The sequence below is a fragment of the Limimaricola sp. G21655-S1 genome (assembly GCF_027213785.1).
Lineage (GTDB): Bacteria > Pseudomonadota > Alphaproteobacteria > Rhodobacterales > Rhodobacteraceae > Limimaricola.
The window spans coordinates 366,855-386,305 of record NZ_JAPWGO010000001.1 but is presented as its reverse complement, the minus strand read 5'-3'; the positions used below and the strand labels follow the sequence as shown (position 1 = coordinate 386,305).

Below are 19,451 nucleotides of genomic sequence, written 5' to 3'. Positions count from 1 at the left end.
GGATCAGTGGTCCGGGTGGCCGCGCGTGGCGCGGAGCCCGCCCGGATGCCCGGTCTCGCGCAGCACCCGGCTCAGCCCGGCGAGATCGGTGCGCAGCTCGGCCAGCATCTCCTGCCGCCCCGCCGCGATCTCTTCGAGGATGCGCAGCAGCTGCACGTCCATGTTGCGCAGCCGCATCCGGGTTTCGCTGTCATTGCCGCCCTCGGCGGCGCGCTCGAGCGCCGCATGGACCCGCTCCTGCCCCTCGGCGACCCGCTCCAGCGCCGCGCGCTCGGCGGCGGGGTCCATCCGCTCGGCGATCCGGGCCAGCGTCTCGGTCAGCGCCGCGATCCGCGCCTCGCTCTCGCGCCGCGCTTCGCCCGCGGCACCGACGGCGTGGCTCAGCCCCTCCATCCGCTCGCCCAGATGCTCGACCATCTGCGCCAGCAGGCCGCCATCGCCGTTCGAGGCCGGCTGCTGCTCCTCGCCCGAGGCGTAGCCGAGCCGGGTGATGGTCGAGAGCCATTCCTCGAGCTCGCGGTAGAAGCGGTTCTGCCCATGGGTGGCGAACAGCTCCAGCAGCCCGACCACCAGCGAACCGGCAAGACCCAGAAGCGACGATGAGAAGGCCGTACCCATGCCGCCGAGCTGCGCCTCGAGCCCCTGTTGCAGCCGCTCGAAGATCGCGGTGCCGCTTTCGCCCTCGGACGGATCGAGCGAGCGGATCGTGTCGACCAGCGCCGGCACGGTGGTGGCGAGCCCGTAGAAGGTGCCGAGCAGGCCGAGAAAGATCAGCGTGTTCGAGAGGTAGCGGGTGATCTCGCGTTCCTCGTCGATGCGCTGTCCGACCGATTCGAGGATCGAGCGGGCGCTGTCGGGCGAGATGTGCATCCGCGCCCCGCGCGACCGCAGCAGCGTCGCCAGAGGCAACAGCAACCCCGGCGCCGGGCCGGTGGTCTTGGGGGTGCGCACGAAGGATTCGATCCAGCCCACCGAGCGGATCAGCGCGATCACCTGCCAGAAGCAGGTCAGCACGCCGAGCACGAAGAAGGCACTGATGGCGCTGTTGAGCCAGGGGTTGGTCAGGAAGATGCCGCGCAGCACCTCGCGCCCCAGCACCAGCCCGGCCGCGACCAGCCCCAACGCCACCAGCATCGACAGGATCTGCCGGACCGGCTGCGAGAAATGCGGTTTCGCCTGTGGCTGCCTCATGCGGGCCTTATCCTCTAGATTGCGCTTTTCAAACCATAGGGATCGCAAGGCGGGGACGCCAATGGCCTTTCGTGGCGCCGGCCGGGATGTGGCGGCGGTGCCTCTCACCCCCCGCTGCGCAGCGTCTTGACCCGCTCGACCAGCCAGTCGAGATCGGGATCGTGCACGCCCATCTCGGTCAGATGCGCGGCGGTGTTGAACAGGTATTCGTCATTGGGGCCGCGCCCGCCCACCGCACCGGCGATGCGCCGCGCCTGGGTTTCGAGATCGAGCGCCACGTATTGCGCGTGGCCCGGATCGATCACGTAGGTCAGCGCATCGACCACCCGCCCGTCGGTGAGCGCCAGCGGCTGATGTGTCTCGAGATAGGCCGAGGAGACCAGCTCGCGCTCGCGCAGCATCGCGATCACCATCTCGCGCTCGGCCTCGGGCGCGCGCAGCGCCAGCCCGGTGCAGACCGCCCCCGGCGCGCGGTCGAGCGCCAGCACCAGCCCCGGCATCTCCGTGGTGCCGCGATGGTGGATCGACGACATGCAGAAGCTGCGGTGCCAGCCGTCGAGCCGCGCCACCACCACCTCCTCGGGGGTGAAGCCCGGATTCCACAGAAGCGATCCGTAGCCGAATACCCAAAGCGCGGTCTGGTCGGTCATGCTGGCCCTCCTAGCTGCCCCCCTGTAAATACCCGATCCTGAGCGGGCGAAAGGGCCTCGATACATGCGACTTCTTCTCATTCTGGTGGCGCTTCTGGCGCTGGCCTTCGGCGGCTGGTGGGTCTGGGGCAGCCGCGCCGTCGATGCAAGGCTGGCCGAGCTGACCGAAGAGCTGCGGGCGGCGGGCTGGCAGGTGGACTACACCACCGACGGCACGGCGGGCTTTCCCTACCGCTTCGATCTGGACCTGCGCGACATCTCACTGGTCTCGCCCAACGGCATCTTCGGCTGGCAGAGCCCGCGGCTGCGGGTGGTGGCGCAGAGCTACGAGCCGAACCGGCTGATCGTCGCGGCCGACGAAACGCACCGCGTCTCGGTGCCGGGCCAGGATCTCGACATCGAGGTTACCGGCCCGCGCGCCTCGGGCGCGGTGGAGATCGGCGAGACGCTGCCGGTGACCGAGCTCACCGTGGAGGCGGCCGATCTCGCGGTGGCCTCCTCGCTGGGCTGGGAGACCCAGGTGGGTACGCTGCTCGCCGCGCTGCGCGGCAACGGTGCCGCGAATGGCTACGACGCCTATGCCGAGGCGACGCGGATCGCGGTGCCGGAGGCGTGGCGCGCGGCCTGGGATCCCACGGGCGCGCTTCCCGCCGAGATCGCGGCGCTGCGCCTCGATGCGGATCTGGGCCTCGATGCACCGCTGGCGCTTGCGGGAGAGGCGGCGGCGATCGAGCAGATCGATCTCGGCGAGCTGGCGCTCGACTGGGGCCCGGTGCAGGCGCGCGGCAGCGGCACGCTCGATGTCGACCCCGCCGGTGTCCCCGAGGGCGAGGTGGTGCTCGAGATCGACGGCTGGGAAGTGCTTCTGGACCTCGCCGCCCGGGCCGGGGTGCCGATCGCCGAATCCTCACTGCTGCGCGGTGCGCTGGGCTCGATGGCGCAGGACGGCGTGCTGCGCGCGCCGATCAGCTTCGCCGACGGCGCGATGCGGCTCGGCTTCATCCCGTTGGGGCCCGCGCCGCTGCTGCGCTAGCGGCAGTAGGGGCTGCGATTCGAGGCGGTGTCGAAGTGGAAATGGTCCCGGTGCGCCGCGTTGGCGTCGGGGCCGAGCACCGTCCCGAAGGGGCCGCAGGCGGCCTTGTGCAACTCGCGCAGCGCCCCGCCCGCACCGCGGCTGCTCCAACCCGAGGTCAGGCTGATCTCGCGCCCGTCGCGCAGCCCGAACGCGGTGATGTCGATGGCGCGGCCGAAGGCATGCTCGGAAAGCTGCGCCCCCTCCTCGTTGTTGCGCGAGCGGCAGACATAGCTGCCGGCGGTGCGCAGCATCGCGAGACCGCCACCGGTGGCCGAGAGCATCGGCTTGGCCGCCTGACCGACCCAGGCGCCCAGCGCCCGCGCGGTGTCGCAATCGACCACCGCCGCCGGGGCGATCCGCACGCCATGGACGGCGGTGATCTTCACCGGAGCCTCGATGCCGCAGGCCCCGGCCCCGTTCACCGGAGCGACGGGCGCGCCCTCGAGCCCGGGCATGCCGCAAAGCGCGCCGGCGCTCCCGACGGGCGGCGCGGCACGGGTCACGGGAGCCGAGACCACCTGCGCTTCGGACAGCGAGGCCGAGAGCGAGGCGCGCGCGCCGGGTCGCTGCTCGGGCCGGGCGGCCGTGGCCACGGCTTCGGGCGAGGCGCTGGCGACGGCGGCGTCAGGCGCTGGCACGGCCGCCGGGGGCGCCGTCGTGGCGAGCCGCGCGCGCGGCCGCGACACGGTGCTGGGCTGTCCCGGCGTGGCGGCGGGCGGCGCCGTGGCGACGGGCGTATCAAGCACAGGTGCGTCCGGCGCGGACGTGGCCGCGCGGCCCAAGGGACGTGCGGCGGTCTCCGGCGCCAGCGGCTGTGCCGCGAGCGCGAGCGGGGCGAGCGCGAGGCAGGCCGCCAGCCATGTGGTCCGGCTCATCTCCGGGGCTCCGTCTTGTCGCCGCGCGCCGCGCCCCGGCCGAAATCCGGGGCGGCCGTGTCCTGCCCCGCCTCGATGATGCCGCGGCGGATCGCGCGGGTGCGGGTGAAGTAGTCGTGCAGATGATCGCCGTCGCCGGTGCGGATCGCGCGTTGCAGCGCGAACAGCTCCTCGGTGAAGCGGCCGAGGATCTCCAGCGTCGCCTCCTTGTTGGTCAGGAACACGTCGCGCCACATGGTCGGGTCGGAGGCCGCGATGCGGGTGAAGTCGCGGAAACCGGCGGCGGAATACTTGATCACCTCGCTGTCGGTCACCCGGCGCAGGTCGTCGGCGACGCCCACCATGGTGTAGGCGATCAAATGCGGGGTGTGGCTGGTCACCGCCAGCACGAGGTCGTGGTGGTCGGCATCCATCACGTCGACATGCGCGCCCATCCCCTCCCACAGCGCCGAGAGCCGCGCCACGGCGTCCGGGTCGATGTCGCCATTCGCCGGCACGATCAGGCACCAGCGATTGTCGAAAAGCTCGGCAAAGCCCGAACGCGGGCCCGAATGCTCGGTCCCGGCGAGCGGATGGGCCGGGATGAAATGCACGCCCTCGGGGATATGCGGGGCGACCGCCTCGATCACCGCCTTCTTGACCGAGCCGACATCCGAAACGACGGTCCCGGGCCTGAGCACCGGCGCGATCTCTTCGGCAACCGCGCCCATCGCGCCCACCGGCACGCAGAGCACCACGAGATCGGCACCCTCCGCTGCCTCGGCCGCCGTTTCGCAGACCCGGTCGACGAGACCGATCTCGCGCGCGATCTCGCGCGTTTCGGCCGATCGCGCATGGCCGGTGATTTCGCCCGCGAGACCGGCGCGCCGCATCGCATGCGCCATCGACGAGGCGATCAGGCCGAGGCCGATCAGCGCGACGCGCTCGAACACCGGCACGCTCATGCCGCGCCCTTGAAACGGGCGATGGCGTCGATCACCCGGGCGCAGCCGGCCTCGTCGCCCACGGTGATGCGCAACGCCTCGGGAAAGCCGTAGCCGCCGACGCGCCGCACCAGGATGCCCTCGGCCCGCAGCGCCGCGTCGCAGCCCGCCGCCTCTGCCTCGTCCGCGAACCGCGCCAGAACGTAGTTGGCGTGGCTCTCGTCGCAGGCGATGCCGAGATCGAGGAGCTTGTCGCGCAGCCAGACGCGCAGCCGCGCGTTCTCGCTTCGGCAATGCTCGGTGAAGCCGGTATCGCGGATCGCCGCCTCGGCGGCGGCGAGCTGGCTGTTCGACAGGTTGAAGGGCTGCCGCACCCGGTTCAGCACGTCGATGATCTCGCGCGGGCCATAGCCCCAGCCGATCCTGAGCCCGCCGAGGCCGTGGATCTTCGAGAAGGTGCGGGTCATCACCACGTTGTGGCGGCTCTCCACCAGCTTCGCGCCGCCATCATAGCCTTCGGCGAATTCCACATAGGCGCCGTCGAGCACGAGGATGACGTGATCGGGGATCGCGTCGGCGAGGCGCGCGACCGTCTCGACCGGGATCATCGTGCCGGTCGGGTTGCCGGGGTTGGTGAGGTAGATCAACCGGGTACGCTCGGTGCAGGCGGCGAGGATCGCGTCGGTATCGACCACCCGGTCACGCTCGCGCACCTCGACCGGCGTCGCGCCGGCGGCCCGGGCGAGGATCGGGTACATGGCGAAGCCGTGCTCGGTGTGGATCACCTCGTCGCCGGGGCCGGCATAGCACTGCGCCAGGAACTGCAGCACCTCGTCCGACCCGGCGCCGCAGATGATGCGCTCCGCGTCGAGCCCGTGGATCTCGGCGATCGCGGCGCGCAGCGCCGCGTGATCGGTCGGGGGATAGAGATGCAGCGTCGCGGCCGAGCCCTCCAGCGCCGCCACGGCGTGGCGGCTGGGACCATAGGGGTTCTCGTTGGACGACAGCTTGAGCGGGCTGGAATGCCCCTCGAGCTTGCTCTGCCCGCCCACATAGAGGGCGATGTCCATGATGCCGGGCTGCGGGGTGATGCTCATCTCTGCGCTCCTTCGAACCGGGCCTCCATAGCCGGGGCGGCGGATGGTTTCCAGCGTCATGCAAGCCGCCTCCCCTCGCCACCCGGCGGTATGCCGCTATGTGACAAGCCATGGAACAGCCCCTGCACCTCGCCGCCGGGATCGCGATCCTCACGCTGGTCTCGATCGATTTCCTCCTTGCCACCATCGGCGCGGCGCCGCGGGTGATCCTGTCGGAGCGCCTGGCCCGGGGGATCTTCGCGCTGCTGCGCCGGATCACCCGCCACCGCCCGGCCCGGGTGCTGGCGCGGATGAGCGGCGTGATCGTCATGGTTCTCGTCGCGGGATTCTGGGTCGTCGGTACGGCGCTTGGCTGGACCCATATCTTTCTTTCGGCACCGCGCCACGCGGTGGTGCTGACGCAATCGGCCGAAGAGGCCGGGTTCTGGGACGCCGCCGCCCATGCCGGGCACCTGCTCTCGACACTGGGCGGCGCGATCACCCGGCCCGGCGACACCTTCTGGAACGCGGTGCAGGTGCTTGCCGGGGTCAACGGCATGGTGGTGCTGACGCTGGCGGTGAGCTTCATCCTGTCGACGGTGCAGACGGTGCAGCTGGGCCGGGCCTTCGCGGCGCTGCTGCACAGCCAGCCCGAGGGCGCCGAGGTCGCACCGCTCTTCGGGCGGCTGGCCGATATCGTGGCGGGGCTGAACTCGGCCCCCTTCGCGCTCTATTACAGCCATGGCTGGGCCGAGCGGCGCCTGCCGGAAGCGCTGGTGCGGATGGCGCGGGGCGCGGCGGCGCAGGGCCCGGAGGTCGAGAACCGGTTCTACGAGTTGATCGCGGACCTGCCGCATCTGGATCTTCCCGAGGACAACGCCGCGCGGTTCGAGGCGCTGCGGGTCTGGGCCGGGCGGCAGCGGCTGGGACCGCTGGAGAGCTGAGCGACGGCGCCCCTGCATTGGAAAAGGGCCGCGCGGTCTCCCGCGCGGCCCCCTGTCCCTCGATCCGTTGTCCGGATCAGTTCTTGGCGTAGAATTCGACGACGAGGTTGGGCTCCATCACCACCGGGTAGGGCACGTCGCCCAGCGCCGGCACGCGCACGAAGGTCGCGGTCATCTTGGAGTGGTCCACCTCGAGGTAGTCCGGGGTATCGCGCTCGGGCAGCTGAACGGCTTCCAGCACCACGGCGAGCTGCTTGGACTTGTCACGGACGGCGATGACGTCGCCTTCCTTGACGCGGTAGGAGGGGATGTTCACGCGCTTGCCGTTCACGGTCACGTGGCCGTGGTTCACGAACTGGCGGGCGGCGAAGACGGTCGGCACGAACTTGGCGCGGTACACGACGGCGTCGAGACGGCGCTCGAGCAGGCCGATCAGGTTCTCGCCGGTGTCGCCCTTGACGCGCTCGGCCTCACCGAAGATGCGGCGGAACTGCTTCTCGGTCAGGTCGCCATAGTAGCCCTTGAGCTTCTGCTTGGCGCGCAGCTGGATGCCGAAATCCGACAGCTTCTGCTTGCGGCGCTGGCCGTGCTGGCCGGGGCCGTATTCGCGGCGGTTCACCGGGGACTTCGGACGGCCCCAGATGTTCTCGCCCATGCGGCGGTCGATCTTGTACTTGGCAGAGGTGCGTTTGGTCACTCTCTGATCTCCTTCTGTCGGCCCGGATGGGCCATGTCTCGAAGGGCGTTGTCCTCTGGGACGGCTTGCGCCGCCTCCCGACAGGGATCCCCTCGCGGGGTCCGCCAACACCAATGAAAGACCCGGGACACGAGGACCCGGGACGGGCGGCTTATACAGTCGGAACGCGGGGAGTCAACCGCCCCGCCCTAGTAGCCGAATTCGAGTTTCAGCGAGCCCAGCACCTGGTCTTCATGCTGCCCCTCGAACTCCTCGGACAGCCAGCTCAACCCGTAGAAGAGCCGCACCTCCGGCCCCGGCTGCCAATGCAGCCCGATCCGGGCGCGGCGGCGGTCGAGTGGCTCACGGCCGGGCAGAAACACGCTGTCGCCGACCCGCGCGGCATCCGCCCCCGCGACCAGCGCGAGGCCGGCCGTCTCGGCCTCGATGCCGCGATAGGGCTGGCCGGTGACCGGGTCGCGCAGCCACAGGTCGCCATGGCCGATGCCGCCCCAGATCGCGTCGATCCCGGCGCGCAGCATCTCCTCGGCGCCCGCCTCGGCGGCGAGGAAGGGGCGCAGGCTCAGCCGCGCCGCGGGCCGCAGCGGCAGCACCGCCTCGCTGCGCGCCTGCAGGTGCAGCGCATCCTCCATCTGCCGGTCGGTGCCGCGCGGCGGATCGAAGCCGAGGATCTCATGCGCCCGTTCCTGGAAACCGGAGAGGCCGGTCGATGGGCCGATGGCGAGGATCTCGCCGCCGAAGGCCGCTTCGACGGGGCCGATGGACTGGTGCAGAAAGCCGCCGAGAGCGATCACGCCGGCATAGGGTCGGTCGTCGCGACCGGCGCGGGTTCGCGCGGGCGCGAGGATCTCGGTGCGAAACCGCAGCTCGACCAGCGCGTCCGGCATGGCGGGCGGCGCGCCGTCCCAGCCTGCCCCCGATACATGGCTCAGCGCGAAAGCGCCCGAGCGCCAGCGGTCGTGGCCGTCGCCGATATGATCGTTGGAAAAGATCCGCCCCCAACCGAGGGTCTCGGCGGAAACGGGCGCGGCGATGAGGGCGAACAGGGCGAGGATCAGGGGGCGCATGGGGTCTCCGGGGGCTCGCTCCAGTCCTACCCCCCGGCCCCGCCGCGCCGCCAGTCCACGCCCGGCTTGCGATCAGCCTGCGGCGCCGGGCGTGTCCTGCGGGTCATGCTCGCCCAGGCGCGGCGCGCGGCGGTCGAGCGAGAGCGGGCTTTCGGAAAACCGGATCGGGCTGCGCAGGCCGGGCACACCCTCGGGGTCGATCCGCAGGCCGCGTGCGATCACCTGCGGATCGTCGAAGACCTGATCCACCCGGTTGATCGGTCCTGCCGGCACCGTCGCCGCCTCGAGCGCGGCCAGCACCGCGTCGCGGCCCCAGGATGCGAAGGCCGCGCCCATCGCCTCGGTCAGGGCCGCCCGGTTGGCCACCCGCGCGCCATTGGTGGCGAAGCGCGGATCATCGGCCAGACCGTCGAGGCCCAGCACCCCGCAGGCGCGGGCGAACTGCCCGTCATTGCCGACCGCGAGGATCAGGTCGCCATCCTCGGCCGAGAACACCTGGTAGGGCGCGATGTTGGGATGGGCGTTGCCGAGGCGGCGCGGCGGCTTGCCGGTGGCGAAGAAGTTCATCGCCTGGTTGGCCAGCACGCCGGTGGCGCAATCCATCAAAGCCATGTCGATATGCTGGCCCCTGCCCGTCTTCTCGCGCGCCGCCAGCGCCGCCTGAATCGCGATGACCGAGTAGAGCCCGGTGAAGATGTCGGTGAAGGCGACGCCGATCTTCTGCGGCTCGCCATCCGGGGCGCCGGTCAGGTCCATGATCCCCGACATGCCCTGGATCAGGAAGTCGTAGCCCGCGCGATTCGCATAGGGGCCGTCCTGTCCGAAGCCGGTGATCGAGCAATAGACCAGCGCCGGGTTCTCGGCCTTGAGGCTGTCATAGTCGAGCCCGTACCGCGCCAGCCCGCCGACCTTGAAGTTCTCGATCACCACGTCGGCGCCCGCGATCAGCGCGCGGGTGAGCGCCAGCCCTTCGGGCGTGCGGAAATCGGCGGTGACGCTTTTCTTGCCGCGGTTGCAGGCGTGGAAATAGGCGGCCGAGCGGTCGCCCTCGGTCTCGATCCAGGGCGGGCCCCAGCGGCGGGTGTCGTCGCCCTCGGGCGCCTCGACCTTGATCACCTCGGCGCCCAGATCGGCCAGCACCTGCCCGGCCCATGGCCCGGCGAGGATGCGCGCCAGCTCCACCACCTTCAGCCCCGCCAGCGGCGGTGTCCCCTCGCTCATCGCGCCCTCCCCGCGCCGTGTCCGGGCGGACGCTAGCCGCCCCGCCGCCGGGCTTCAACGGCGGCGGGAAAGGTTTCACGTGGATCGTCTCAGCGCGCGGGCTGGTCGACGATGCGGTAGGGGTAGCGGCTCGCCGGGCGCGACACCTCTTCCAGCCTGGCCATCTCGTCGTCGGAAAGACGCAACTCCGCCGCGCCGAGATTGTCCTCGAGCTGCTCAGGCGTCCGCGCGCCGAGGATCACCGAAGCAAGGGTGGGACGCACCATGAGCCACGCCAGAGCCACCTGGCTCATGCTGGCGCCATGCGCCCGCGCGACCTTCTCGACCTCGGCCAGCGTGGCCCAGTTGCGCTCCGTCGCGCGGCGGTCCCAGCTTTCCTCGTAGCCGTCCGGCGTCTCGGCGATGCGCCCGCCGCCTTCGGGCCGGTCGCCGGCCTTGTATTTCCCGCTCAGGAAGCCCCCGCCCAGCGGCCCCCAGGGCACCAGCCCGATACCCTCGCTGTCGAACAGGGCCGGAAACTCGTCCTCGATGTCGCGCTCGACGAGGCTGTATTGATACTGCGCCGCGATCAGCGGCGTGAAGCCCCGATGCTGCGCGATACCCTGCGCCTTCATCACCTGCCACGCGGCGAAGTTCGACACGCCGAGGTAACGGACCTTGCCCGCTGCCACGAGGTCGTCGAAGGCGCGCAGCGTCTCGTCGAGCGGCGTGTAGGGATCGAAGCCGTGCATGTAGAGCAGGTCGATCCGGTCGGTGCCCATGCGCGACAGCGACGCCTCGACCGCGTTCATCACGTGATGCCGCGAGAGTCCCACCTGGTTGGGCCCCTGCCCCATCGGCCAGCGCAGCTTAGTCGCGAGTACCAGCTCCTCGCGGCGGCCCCGCACGGCCTCGCCCACGATCTCCTCCGCGCGCCCGCCGGCATAGACATTGGCCAGGTCGATATGGTTGCCGCCCGCGTCGAGATAGCGGTCAATCATCCGGCCCGCGGTGGGCGCGTCGGTGCCGCGCCCGCCCTCCTCGCCGAAGATCATCGTGCCCAGCGCCAGTTCCGACACCAGAAGGCCGGTCCGGCCCAACCTGCGATACTGCATGCGGTCTCTCCCTCTTCGCCCTGCGCGCGGCTTGCGCGGACCGTTTCGCGCAAAGGGGTAAGCGCCCCCCGCCGCGAGGTCCAGCGGCTTTCCGAAGCGGTTCGGAAAGGGGTTGCGCGCCCGCCCTGCCGCGGCGAGGCTGGGCGCGCATCGCGACAGGAGAGCCGGATGACCGAGGACCGTCACTGGTGGCAGAGCGCCACCGCCTACCAGATCTATCCGCGCAGCTTCTGCGACAGCGACGGCGACGGCATCGGCGACATTCCCGGCATCATCTCGCGGCTCGACCACCTCGCCGATCTCGGGATCGGCTTCGTCTGGCTCTCGCCGGTCTATCGCAGCCCGATGGCCGATAACGGCTACGACATCTCGGATTACCGCGACATCGCGCCGGAATTCGGCACGCTGGCCGATATGGACCGGCTCATCGCCGAGGCGAAATCGCGCGGCATCGGCATCGTCATGGATCTCGTGGTGAACCATTCCTCGGACGAGCATCACTGGTTCCAGGAGGCGCGCCGGAGCCGCGACAATCCCTACCGCGACTACTATGTCTGGCGCGATCCGGCCCCGAATGGCGGCGCGCCCAACGATCTGCAGTCGCATTTCGGCGGCCCGGCCTGGAGCTATGACGAGCGCACGGGGCAGTATTACCTGCACCTGTTCGACCGCAAGCAGCCCGATCTGAACTGGCAGAACCCCGAGCTGCGCCGCGCGATCCACGAGATGATGAACTGGTGGCTGGACCGGGGTGTCGCGGGCTTCCGCATGGATGTGATCGACCTGATCGGCAAGGACCCCGATGCCGGCATCACCGCCGACGGACCGGACCTGCACCCGTTCCTGCGCGAGATGCACGACGCCACGCTCAAGGGCCGCGACGTCGTCACCGTGGGCGAAGCCTGGAGCGCCACCACCGAGGGCGCGCTGCTCTATTCGGGCCGCGAGGCGGGCGAATTGTCGATGGTGTTCCAGTTCGCGCATATCGTGCAGGGCTGGGACGAGGTGCATGGCAAGTGGAAGCCCATGCCCTTCGACCTCGTGGGGCTCAAGCGGGTGCTGGCCGAGTGGCAGATCGCGCTCGCCGAGGATGGCTGGAACTCGCTGTTCTGGAGCAATCACGACCTGCCGAGGGCGGTGTCGAAATACGGCGATGACGGACGCTTTCGCGTGGTCTCGGCCAAGATGCTCGCCACGGTGCTGCACATGATGAAGGGCACGCCCTACATCTATCAGGGCGAAGAGATCGGCATGACCAACATCGCCTTCACCGACATCTCCCAGTTCCGCGACATCGAGACGCTGAACTTCCACGAGATCCAGACCGCCGCCGGGGTGACGCCGGGCGATTTCCTCGCCGGAGCCAATTCGAACGGCCGCGACAACGCGCGCACGCCGATGCAGTGGACCGCCGGGCCGCAGGCGGGCTTCACCAGCGGCGAGCCGTGGATCGAGGTGAACCCGAACCACCGCGAGATCAACGTGACCGCCGACCGGGCGAGGCCCGACGGCATCTTCGCGCATTACCGCGAACTGGCCCGGCTGCGCCGCGAGCTGGCGGTGATGCGCGAGGGCGACTTCACCCCCTATCTGCAGGACCATCCCAAGGTCATGGCCTATGTCCGGCAGCACAAGGGCACGCGGATCTCGGTGCTGGCCAATTTCACCGGCGAGGTGGTGACGGTGGACGTGCCCCGGGGCCTCGCCATTTCAGGACGCGCGATCAGCGCCAACTATCCCGACCGCGACGCGCTGGACGGCACGGCCGAACTGCGCCCCTTCGAGGCGGTGGCGATCCTCGAAGAATGAGAGGCAGGCGCGGGCGATCGGCCCGCGCGCCGCTTCAGGCGGGCTCGACCGCGCGCCGGTAGAGATGCCAGGTGGCATGGCCGAGGATCGGCAGCACGAAGACCAGCCCGACCATCAGCGTCGCCATGCCGGCGCCGAGCCCGACCACGACGATCGCGCCCCACAGCGCCACGGTGCGCGGGTTCTCGGCCGCCAGACGGGCCGAGGCCTTCACCGCGCGGCGCACCCCGACATGCCGGTCGAGCAGCAGCGGGAAGGAGATCACCCCGATCACCAGCACCGTCGCGGCAAGCACGAAGCCGATGCCGGTGCCGACCACGATCATCGCCCAGCCGGCCCCGGTGGTCAGCGTGTCGCTGATGAAGGCCATCGCGGAAACCGGCGGCTCGGGTCCCAGCGTCAACGCGTAGACGCTCCAGGCCAGCAGCATCCAGGCGGCGAAGATCGCCACGAACAGCACGCCGAGCGTCAGGATCGCGATCGCCGAGGGCGATTCGATCACCTTGAAGGCGGCGCCCCAGGTCGGATGCCCACCCGCCTCGCGCCTGCGGCTCATCTCGTAGAGCCCGACCGCGGCCACCGGCCCCAGAAGCGCGAAGCCGGTGATCAGCGGCACCAGCAGCGGCAAGAGGTTCTCGTTCATCGCGAAGCGGATCAGCACCAGCCCCGCCAGCGGGTAGACCACGCAGAGGAAGATCACGTCCGATCGGAACGCCTTGAAATCCTCGTATCCCGCGCGCAGCGCCGCCTTGAGATCCTCGGTCTCGATGCGGCGCAGCTTGATCGGCGCGGTGTCGCGCCCGATGGTTTCGCGCGCGCCCTCGCCGAGATGGTGCGTGCCCGCGTTCAGAACATGCCCCGCCCAACTCAGCGGGTTGCCGATGGTCTTGTCGACATGGCCGTCGGTCTTCGCCATGATGCCGTCCTCCCTGATCGCCAAGGGACGGCCCCGCCGGGACCGGATGCGCCGCGGCGGGGTCATCCGGATGGGGCGATCCTAGCACGGTTTCGCGGCGATGGCTCTCAACGGCACGTGTCCGAAAGTTACAGAGCGTCGCGCAGTCGTGAGTCGTCGTGACCCCGCAACTTCCCTGCGGGGGCGTAGGCTTACCCCACGTGACATTCAGGGAGGGTACGATGGCGATGAAGTTTATCACCGGGGCGGCGCTGGGGCTGGGACTGGCCGGCGTGGCGCTGGCGCAGGACGCGCCGATGTTCGGCGGCGAGGAGGACCAGGCCTATGCGCAGCAGGTCTGGCAGGCGATGACGGATCAGCACCTCGCGGGGGATGGCGCGATCATGTCGTTTCCCTATCCGGGCACCGATCCGCACGGGATGATGCTGGAGACCTTCTACACCACCGCCACGATCGACGGCCATGAGGGGGCGCTGGTGGTCAAGCGCAACTACGGCCCCGAGGGCGTCTCGGTCGACGAGGTCCTCGGCGCTCCGGCCGAGCATCTGGGCGCGCTGACGATCATGTTCCAGCGCGAGGCGGGCTATGACGACGAGACCGGCAACTGGTTCTACGCCAAGTACCTGCCCGACGGCACGCTCGACCAGAGCCCGGACGGCATGGCGCTGGCCGGTCTGGTCGGCAAGAACGCCGAAGCCGGCTGCATCGCCTGCCACCAGAACGCGGGCGGCGACGACTACCTGTTCACCACCGATGCCGAGATGGGCATGATGATGGAGTGAACCGGCGCCGCGCCTTGCACCCGAACGGCGCGCGGCGCGGCTCTCAGAGCGTGAAGAAGCCCGGACCGGCGATGCGGCGCAGGGTTTCGCCCAACTCGTGGCCCAGCGCCGCGCCGTCGGCGATCGCCGCCTCGCCCGATTCCAGCAGCACTTCGGAGCCGTCGGGGCGCAGGATCTCGCCCCGGAACCGCAACCGGCCATCGGCGATCTCCGCGAGGCCCGCGATCGGCGTCTGGCAGGAGCCGTCGAGCGCGGCGAGGAAGGCGCGTTCGCAGGCGAGCCGCCGTGCCGTCTCCTCGTGATGGATCGGCTCGAGGAGCGCCGCGACGCGGGTGTCGGCGCCGCGCCGCTCGATGCCGATCGCGCCCTGCGCGATGGCCGGCAGCATCTCGTCCTCGGAGATGGCCCGCGCCGGCACCTCGCCCGACATGCCGAGCCGGTTCAGCCCCGCCATGGCGAGAAAGGTCACCTCTGCCACCTTGTCCTCCAGCTTTTGCAGCCGGGTCTGCACGTTGCCGCGGAACTCCACGACCCGCAGATCGGGCCGCCGCGCGAGGATCTGCGACTTGCGGCGCAGGCTCGAGGTGCCGACCACCGTGCCCTCGGGCAGGTCGGGAATCGCGGCATGGGCAAGGCTGACGAAGGCGTCGCGCGGGTCCTCGCGCTCCAGATAGCCGTCGAGCACCAGCCCCGCCGGCTGCTCGACCGGCATGTCCTTCATCGAATGCACGGCGATGTCGATGCCGCCCGCGGAGAGGCTTTCCTCGATCTCCTTGGTGAACAGCCCCTTGCCGCCGATCTGGCTCAGCGGCCGGTCGATCACCCGGTCGCCCGTGGTGCGGATGATCACCACCTCGAAGGCCTCGAAGGGCAGGTCCCAGGCATGGGCCAGCAATTCGCGCGTCTCGTTGGCCTGCGCCAGCGCCAGCGGCGAGCCGCGGGTGCCGATGCGCAGCGGTTGGGCGGGGGTGGGAAGATCGCGGGTCATGCCCATGTCTCTACGCGCGCCCGCACCGCGCGGCAACCGCGACCGCCTGCCGCGCCCGGCGCCGTGCCGCTTGACTTTGGGCCGTGTCGGCGGGACGAGGTGGCATGAGCATTGCCCACACCCCCCCGTCGAAGCTGCTGCTGCGCGCCCTTGCGGGCGAGACCCTGCCCGTGCCGCCGATCTGGATGATGCGGCAGGCCGGGCGCTATCTGCCCGAATACCGCGCCACCCGCGCCAAGGCGGGCGACTTCTTGTCCTTGTGCTACAACCCCGAGCTTGCCGCCGAGGTGACGCTGCAGCCGATCCGTCGCTACGGCTTCGACGCGGCGATCCTGTTTGCCGACATCCTGCTGGTGCCGCAGGCGCTGGGCCTCGATCTGTGGTTCGTCACCGGCGAGGGGCCGCGGCTGTCGCCGATCACCGAAGCGGGCGGCGTCGCGGCGCTGAAACCGGCGGACGCGATCCACGACCACCTCGCCCCGGTCTACGAGACGGTGAAGATCCTTGCGCGCGAACTGCCCTCCGAGACGGCGCTGATCGGTTTTGCCGGGGCGCCCTGGACCGTGGCCACCTACATGATCGCCGGGCGCGGCACGCCGGATCAGGGCCCGGCGCATGCGCTCAAGGACGAGAACCGGGCCGAGTTCGAGGCGCTGATCGACCGGATCACCGAGGCGACGATCGAGTATCTCTCGGCGCAGGTCGCGGCCGGGGCCGAGGTGGTGAAGATCTTCGACAGCTGGGCCGGATCGCTCAAGGGCGACGATCTCGACCGCTACTCGATCGCGCCGATGGCGCGGATCACCGCCGCGCTCAAGGCGCGCCACCCCGGCCTGCCGGTGATCGCCTTCCCGCGCGGTGCCGGCGAACGTTTTACCGACGCCGCCCGCGCCATCGGCGCCGATTGCATCGCGCTCGATGACGGGGTGAGCCCGGAATGGGCGGCCGAGCACGTGCAGCCGATCGCCTGCGTGCAAGGCAACCTCGCCAGCCGTCACATGGTCAGCGGCGGGCAGGAGCTGATCGACGAGACGCGGCGCATCCGCGACGCGTTCTCGAAGGGGCCGCACGTGTTCAACCTCGGCCATGGCATCACCCCCGACGCCGATCCCGAGAACGTGGCGCTGATGATCGAGACGCTGCGCGAGACGCGCTAGCGCGCGCTCATCCCATGCCGGTCGGGCGCTGGGTCGAGCCCCAGCGCCGCCGGTCATGCAACCAGCTCTGCAAGGCCCAGCTGGCCCAGGCCACGACATAGACCGCGCCCATCGCCAGCACCACGAGCCCCGGCATCGGCCCGATCGCGGCACGGTCCACGAACATCTCGAAATTCTCGACCGGGGTCGGGTGCACGATCAGCTTGCCGATATAGGCGGCGGTCTGGATCAGCAGGATCCACAAGTAGTTGCGCCGGATTCGCCGCCCGACCGAGACCCGGAACGAGACGTGGTAGCGCGGGACCCAGTAATCCTCGGCCAGCTCCTTCTGCCAGCCCTCGCCCAGCCGCAAATTTCCGTCCTGCAGCATCGGCGCGTAGAAATGCGTCTCGAGCCAGCGGCAGCGCGCGCGCCAGACGTTGAAGTAGCGATAGCGCCGCGCCTCGAGCATCAGGAAGAATAGGATCAGGATGCCGACCAGCACCAGCGGCAGCGGCGACGCCTCCCGCGAGGCGAAGGCGATCGACAGCGCGATGCCGAGCGTGACCACCGCCCAGTTGGTGGTGGTGTCGAGCCGGGTGCGCCAGATCGTCGAGCGATAGACCTCGCCGCGCCACAGATGCGCCAGCGCGCCCATCTCGGCGGAGCTGAATTCGCGCCGCCCCTCCGTCACCGGCTTCTCGACAGGCGTCATCGGCTCCTCCCGCTGCTTGCCGGATCATAAGACACCGGCGGCGGGCGCGGGTCAAAGCCCTTGGAAGATCAGAGGAAGTTCAGGTCCATTTCGCGAGCGGCGGCAGGCTCATCAGCACCGCGTCCGGGTCGTGGCCGGTGGCCAGGCCGAACTTGGTGCCGCGGTCGTAGACGAGATTGTATTCCGCGTAGAGACCGCGATGCAGAAGCTGCGTCTCCTTCTCGGCCTCGCCCCATGGCATGCCGCGCCGCTTTTCGGCCAGAGGCAGCCAGGCCGGCAGGAAGGCGCGGCCGATATCCCGGGTCAGGGCGAAATCGGCGCGCCAGTCGCCGGTGCAGCGGTCATCCATGAAGACGCCGCCGACGCCGCGCGCGCGCTTGCGATGCGGGATGTAGAAATACTCGTCGGCCCAAGATTTGAGCGCGGGATAGAGGTCGCTCCCGTGCGGATCGAGATGACGCTTCAGCGTGTCGTGGAAATGCGCGGTATCCTCGGCGTATTCGATGCAGGGGTTGAGATCGGCGCCACCCCCGAACCACCAGGCCCCCGGGGTCCAGAACATGCGCGTGTTCATGTGGACGGCGGGCGCATGCGGGTTCTGCATGTGCGCGACGAGGCTGATGCCCGAGGCCCAGAACCGCGCGTCCTTCTCGATGCCCGGCACGCCGCGCGCCGCCATCGAGGCCTGCGCCGCCTGCCCCAGCGTGCCATGCACGGTCGAGATGTTGACGCCGACCTTCTCGAACACCCGGCCGCCGCGCATCACGCTCATCAGCCCGCCGCCCGCATCCTCGCCGTCATCGCCGCTGCGCTTGGTGGGCGTCACCTCGAACCGGCCCGGCGCGCGCTCGGAGAGCGGGCCATCGGTCTGTGCCTGCTCGAGCGCCTCGAAGGCGGCGACGATCTCGTCGCGAAGCTCGCGAAACCAGCCGGCGGCCTCGGTTTTTTCGCTCATCATGCTGTCCGAGGTCATGCGCGCCCCCTGCTATTGAATATCGGCCCGGTCTAGCATCCTCTCCAGCGGCCCGCCATGCGACCCGCTGGCCCTGACCGATTCGACCGGAGTTCACCGATGCGTCCCGCCCTGCTGCTCGTCCTGCCCCTCGCCCTCGCCGCCTGCGCCACCCCGCGCGAAAGCTGCCTCTCATCGGTCAGCCGCGAGGGCCGGGTGATCGACGCGCTGATCGCCGAGACCCGCGGCAACGTCGCGCGCGGCTATGGCATCGAGGAGCGCGAGGAACTGCGCACCCGCCGCCAGCTCTGCGACTTCCGCCGTGCGGACGGCACGATCGGCCGCCGGTTCTGCGACCGCGTCGTGACCGACGAGGTACGGGTGCCGGTGACGCTCGATATCGAAGCCGAGAAGGTGAAGCTCGACCAGCTTCTGGCGCGGCGCGAGGCGCTGACCCGGGCCGAGGCGTCGGCGCGGGCGCAATGCGTGGCGCGCTACCCGGAGTGACCGCCGGGGCGGCGCCTAATGCGCCGCCACGTGGCTCGGATCGATCAGGCTGCGGCCGCCATCGACGGTGATCACCTGCCCCGTGACGAAGGCCGAGGCGTCGGAGGCGAGATACTGCACCGCATCCGACACCTCGCTGGCGCTGGCGATGCGTCCGAGCGGCGTGCATTGCAGGATCGCCTCGCGGATCTCCTCGTGGTCCGAGAGCGAATGCTTGAGCGAGGCGCTCATCACCGAGCCGAAGGCCACCGCGTTGACGCGGATCCGCTTCGAGGCCAGCGCCACCGCCATCGAGCGGGTCATCTGGTCGAGCGCGGCGCAACTCACCGAGTAGCCCAGCAGCTGCGGGTGCGTCAGCCGCGCCGCGATCGAGCTGAGATTGATGATCGAACCCAGCGGCGCGTCGCTCTCGGGATCGGCCTGCTTGATCATCCGCTTGGCCGCCGCCTGGCTCAGCCGGAGCGCCGACATCAGGTTCTGATCGAGCAGCCGTTCGACCGAATCATCCTCGGCATCGAACGGATCGGTGACCCGCACCTGCCGGGCCGCGTTGACGACGATGTCGATCCGGTCGAAGGCGTCGATGGTGAAGGACAGCAGGTTGGTGATGGTCAGCCGCTCGCGCAGGTCGCCCGCGAAATGCCGCACCGGCCCGTCGGCCTCGCGCAGCACCGAGGTCTCGCGTTCGAGCGCGGCCTCGTCGCGGTCGACGAAGACCACGTTGGCCCCCGCCTCGACCATGGCGCGGGCGATGGCGAGGCCGACGCCATGCGCGGCCCCGGTCACGATCGCGGTCTTGCCGGCGATGGAAAAGCTCATGACGGTCTCCGGTG

General features: G+C 70.1%; 20 protein-coding genes. 6 read left to right on the top strand and 14 right to left on the bottom strand.

Translation table 11 applies throughout. The features are described 5' to 3' along the window. Window positions 1-3: 3 nt before the first annotated feature. Window positions 4-1,191, bottom strand: a complete 1,188-nt coding sequence (locus tag O4G76_RS01980) for a biopolymer transporter ExbB (RefSeq protein ID WP_269395733.1) — start codon at window positions 1,189-1,191, stop codon at window positions 4-6. Between the two features lie 104 nt (window positions 1,192-1,295). Further along, on the bottom strand, window positions 1,296-1,841 hold the full coding sequence (locus tag O4G76_RS01975; protein WP_269395732.1) for a gamma-glutamylcyclotransferase: 546 nt from the start codon (window positions 1,839-1,841) through the stop codon (window positions 1,296-1,298). A 64-nt stretch (window positions 1,842-1,905) separates the two neighbouring features. On the opposite strand from O4G76_RS01975, the gene O4G76_RS01970 reads away from it, so the two are divergent. Further along, window positions 1,906-2,874: a DUF2125 domain-containing protein gene (locus O4G76_RS01970; protein ID WP_269395731.1), complete on the top strand. Its 969-nt coding sequence runs from the start codon at window positions 1,906-1,908 to the stop codon at window positions 2,872-2,874. Here O4G76_RS01970 and O4G76_RS01965 read toward each other — a convergent pair. From O4G76_RS01965 to hisC, 3 genes are read right to left on the bottom strand one after another with little or no spacing between them, the layout of a single operon-like run. After that, a complete protein-coding gene (locus O4G76_RS01965; protein ID WP_269395730.1) occupies window positions 2,871-3,791 on the bottom strand; it encodes an extensin family protein in 921 nt (306 codons plus the stop codon). The genes O4G76_RS01970 and O4G76_RS01965 overlap by 4 nt on opposite strands. Continuing rightward, window positions 3,788-4,735, bottom strand: coding sequence for a prephenate/arogenate dehydrogenase family protein (locus O4G76_RS01960; protein ID WP_269395729.1), 948 nt, complete (start codon window positions 4,733-4,735; stop codon window positions 3,788-3,790). The genes O4G76_RS01965 and O4G76_RS01960 overlap by 4 nt, the downstream gene beginning before the upstream one ends. Continuing rightward, window positions 4,732-5,811 carry a histidinol-phosphate transaminase gene (hisC, locus tag O4G76_RS01955; protein WP_269395728.1) on the bottom strand — a complete coding sequence of 360 codons (1,080 nt, stop codon included), beginning with the start codon at window positions 5,809-5,811 and terminating at the stop codon, window positions 4,732-4,734. The genes O4G76_RS01960 and hisC overlap by 4 nt, the downstream gene beginning before the upstream one ends. Window positions 5,812-5,921: 110 nt before the next feature. Between hisC and O4G76_RS01950 the strand changes: the two genes are divergently transcribed. Then, window positions 5,922-6,734: a hypothetical protein gene (locus tag O4G76_RS01950; RefSeq protein ID WP_269395727.1), complete on the top strand. Its 813-nt coding sequence runs from the start codon at window positions 5,922-5,924 to the stop codon at window positions 6,732-6,734. A gap of 76 nt (window positions 6,735-6,810) precedes the next feature. On the opposite strand, the gene rpsD is transcribed toward O4G76_RS01950, so the two are convergent. The 4 genes from rpsD to O4G76_RS01930 form a co-directional block, all read right to left on the bottom strand. Beyond that, entirely contained in the window at window positions 6,811-7,431 is a 621-nt protein-coding gene (rpsD, locus tag O4G76_RS01945) for a 30S ribosomal protein S4 (RefSeq protein WP_269395726.1), read from the bottom strand. A 188-nt stretch (window positions 7,432-7,619) separates the two neighbouring features. Then, window positions 7,620-8,498 carry a lipid A-modifier LpxR family protein gene (locus O4G76_RS01940; protein WP_269395725.1) on the bottom strand — a complete coding sequence of 293 codons (879 nt, stop codon included), beginning with the start codon at window positions 8,496-8,498 and terminating at the stop codon, window positions 7,620-7,622. A gap of 72 nt (window positions 8,499-8,570) precedes the next feature. Further along, the gene (locus tag O4G76_RS01935) at window positions 8,571-9,719 is read right to left on the bottom strand and encodes a CaiB/BaiF CoA-transferase family protein (protein ID WP_269395724.1); all 1,149 of its coding nucleotides are present in this window, start codon (window positions 9,717-9,719) and stop codon (window positions 8,571-8,573) included. An 89-nt stretch (window positions 9,720-9,808) separates the two neighbouring features. Further along, window positions 9,809-10,813 (bottom strand): aldo/keto reductase, encoded by a 1,005-nt coding sequence (locus tag O4G76_RS01930; protein WP_269395723.1) that lies wholly within the window; start codon window positions 10,811-10,813, stop codon window positions 9,809-9,811. A gap of 168 nt (window positions 10,814-10,981) precedes the next feature. Here O4G76_RS01930 and O4G76_RS01925 point away from each other — a divergent pair, with 168 nt between their 5' ends. Next, on the top strand, window positions 10,982-12,622 hold the full coding sequence (locus O4G76_RS01925) for an alpha-glucosidase (protein ID WP_269395722.1): 1,641 nt from the start codon (window positions 10,982-10,984) through the stop codon (window positions 12,620-12,622). Between the two features lie 34 nt (window positions 12,623-12,656). On the opposite strand, the gene O4G76_RS01920 is transcribed toward O4G76_RS01925, so the two are convergent. After that, window positions 12,657-13,538 carry a DUF2189 domain-containing protein gene (locus O4G76_RS01920; protein ID WP_269395721.1) on the bottom strand — a complete coding sequence of 294 codons (882 nt, stop codon included), beginning with the start codon at window positions 13,536-13,538 and terminating at the stop codon, window positions 12,657-12,659. A 221-nt stretch (window positions 13,539-13,759) separates the two neighbouring features. Here O4G76_RS01920 and O4G76_RS01915 point away from each other — a divergent pair, with 221 nt between their 5' ends. Next, window positions 13,760-14,320 carry a cytochrome P460 family protein gene (locus tag O4G76_RS01915; RefSeq protein ID WP_269395720.1) on the top strand — a complete coding sequence of 187 codons (561 nt, stop codon included), beginning with the start codon at window positions 13,760-13,762 and terminating at the stop codon, window positions 14,318-14,320. Between the two features lie 43 nt (window positions 14,321-14,363). Here O4G76_RS01915 and hemC read toward each other — a convergent pair whose 3' ends face one another. Beyond that, entirely contained in the window at window positions 14,364-15,308 is a 945-nt protein-coding gene (gene hemC / locus O4G76_RS01910) for a hydroxymethylbilane synthase (protein ID WP_269395719.1), read from the bottom strand. Window positions 15,309-15,412: 104 nt separating this feature from the next. Here hemC and hemE point away from each other — a divergent pair, with 104 nt between their 5' ends. After that, window positions 15,413-16,465, top strand: coding sequence for a uroporphyrinogen decarboxylase (gene hemE, locus O4G76_RS01905; protein ID WP_269395718.1), 1,053 nt, complete (start codon window positions 15,413-15,415; stop codon window positions 16,463-16,465). Window positions 16,466-16,472: 7 nt separating this feature from the next. Here hemE and O4G76_RS01900 read toward each other — a convergent pair whose 3' ends face one another. Next, window positions 16,473-17,159, bottom strand: a complete 687-nt coding sequence (locus O4G76_RS01900) for a DUF2270 domain-containing protein (protein WP_269395717.1) — start codon at window positions 17,157-17,159, stop codon at window positions 16,473-16,475. Between the two features lie 79 nt (window positions 17,160-17,238). Next, window positions 17,239-18,132, bottom strand: coding sequence for an oxygen-dependent coproporphyrinogen oxidase (hemF, locus tag O4G76_RS01895; protein ID WP_269395716.1), 894 nt, complete (start codon window positions 18,130-18,132; stop codon window positions 17,239-17,241). Between the two features lie 99 nt (window positions 18,133-18,231). Between hemF and O4G76_RS01890 the strand changes: the two genes are divergently transcribed. Continuing rightward, window positions 18,232-18,618: a hypothetical protein gene (locus tag O4G76_RS01890; protein WP_269395715.1), complete on the top strand. Its 387-nt coding sequence runs from the start codon at window positions 18,232-18,234 to the stop codon at window positions 18,616-18,618. Between the two features lie 15 nt (window positions 18,619-18,633). Here the strand turns inward: O4G76_RS01890 and O4G76_RS01885 are convergent, their stop codons facing one another. Further along, complete coding sequence (locus O4G76_RS01885; protein WP_085896166.1) at window positions 18,634-19,437, bottom strand: SDR family NAD(P)-dependent oxidoreductase; 804 nt, start codon at window positions 19,435-19,437, stop codon at window positions 18,634-18,636. Window positions 19,438-19,451: the final 14 nt, after the last annotated feature.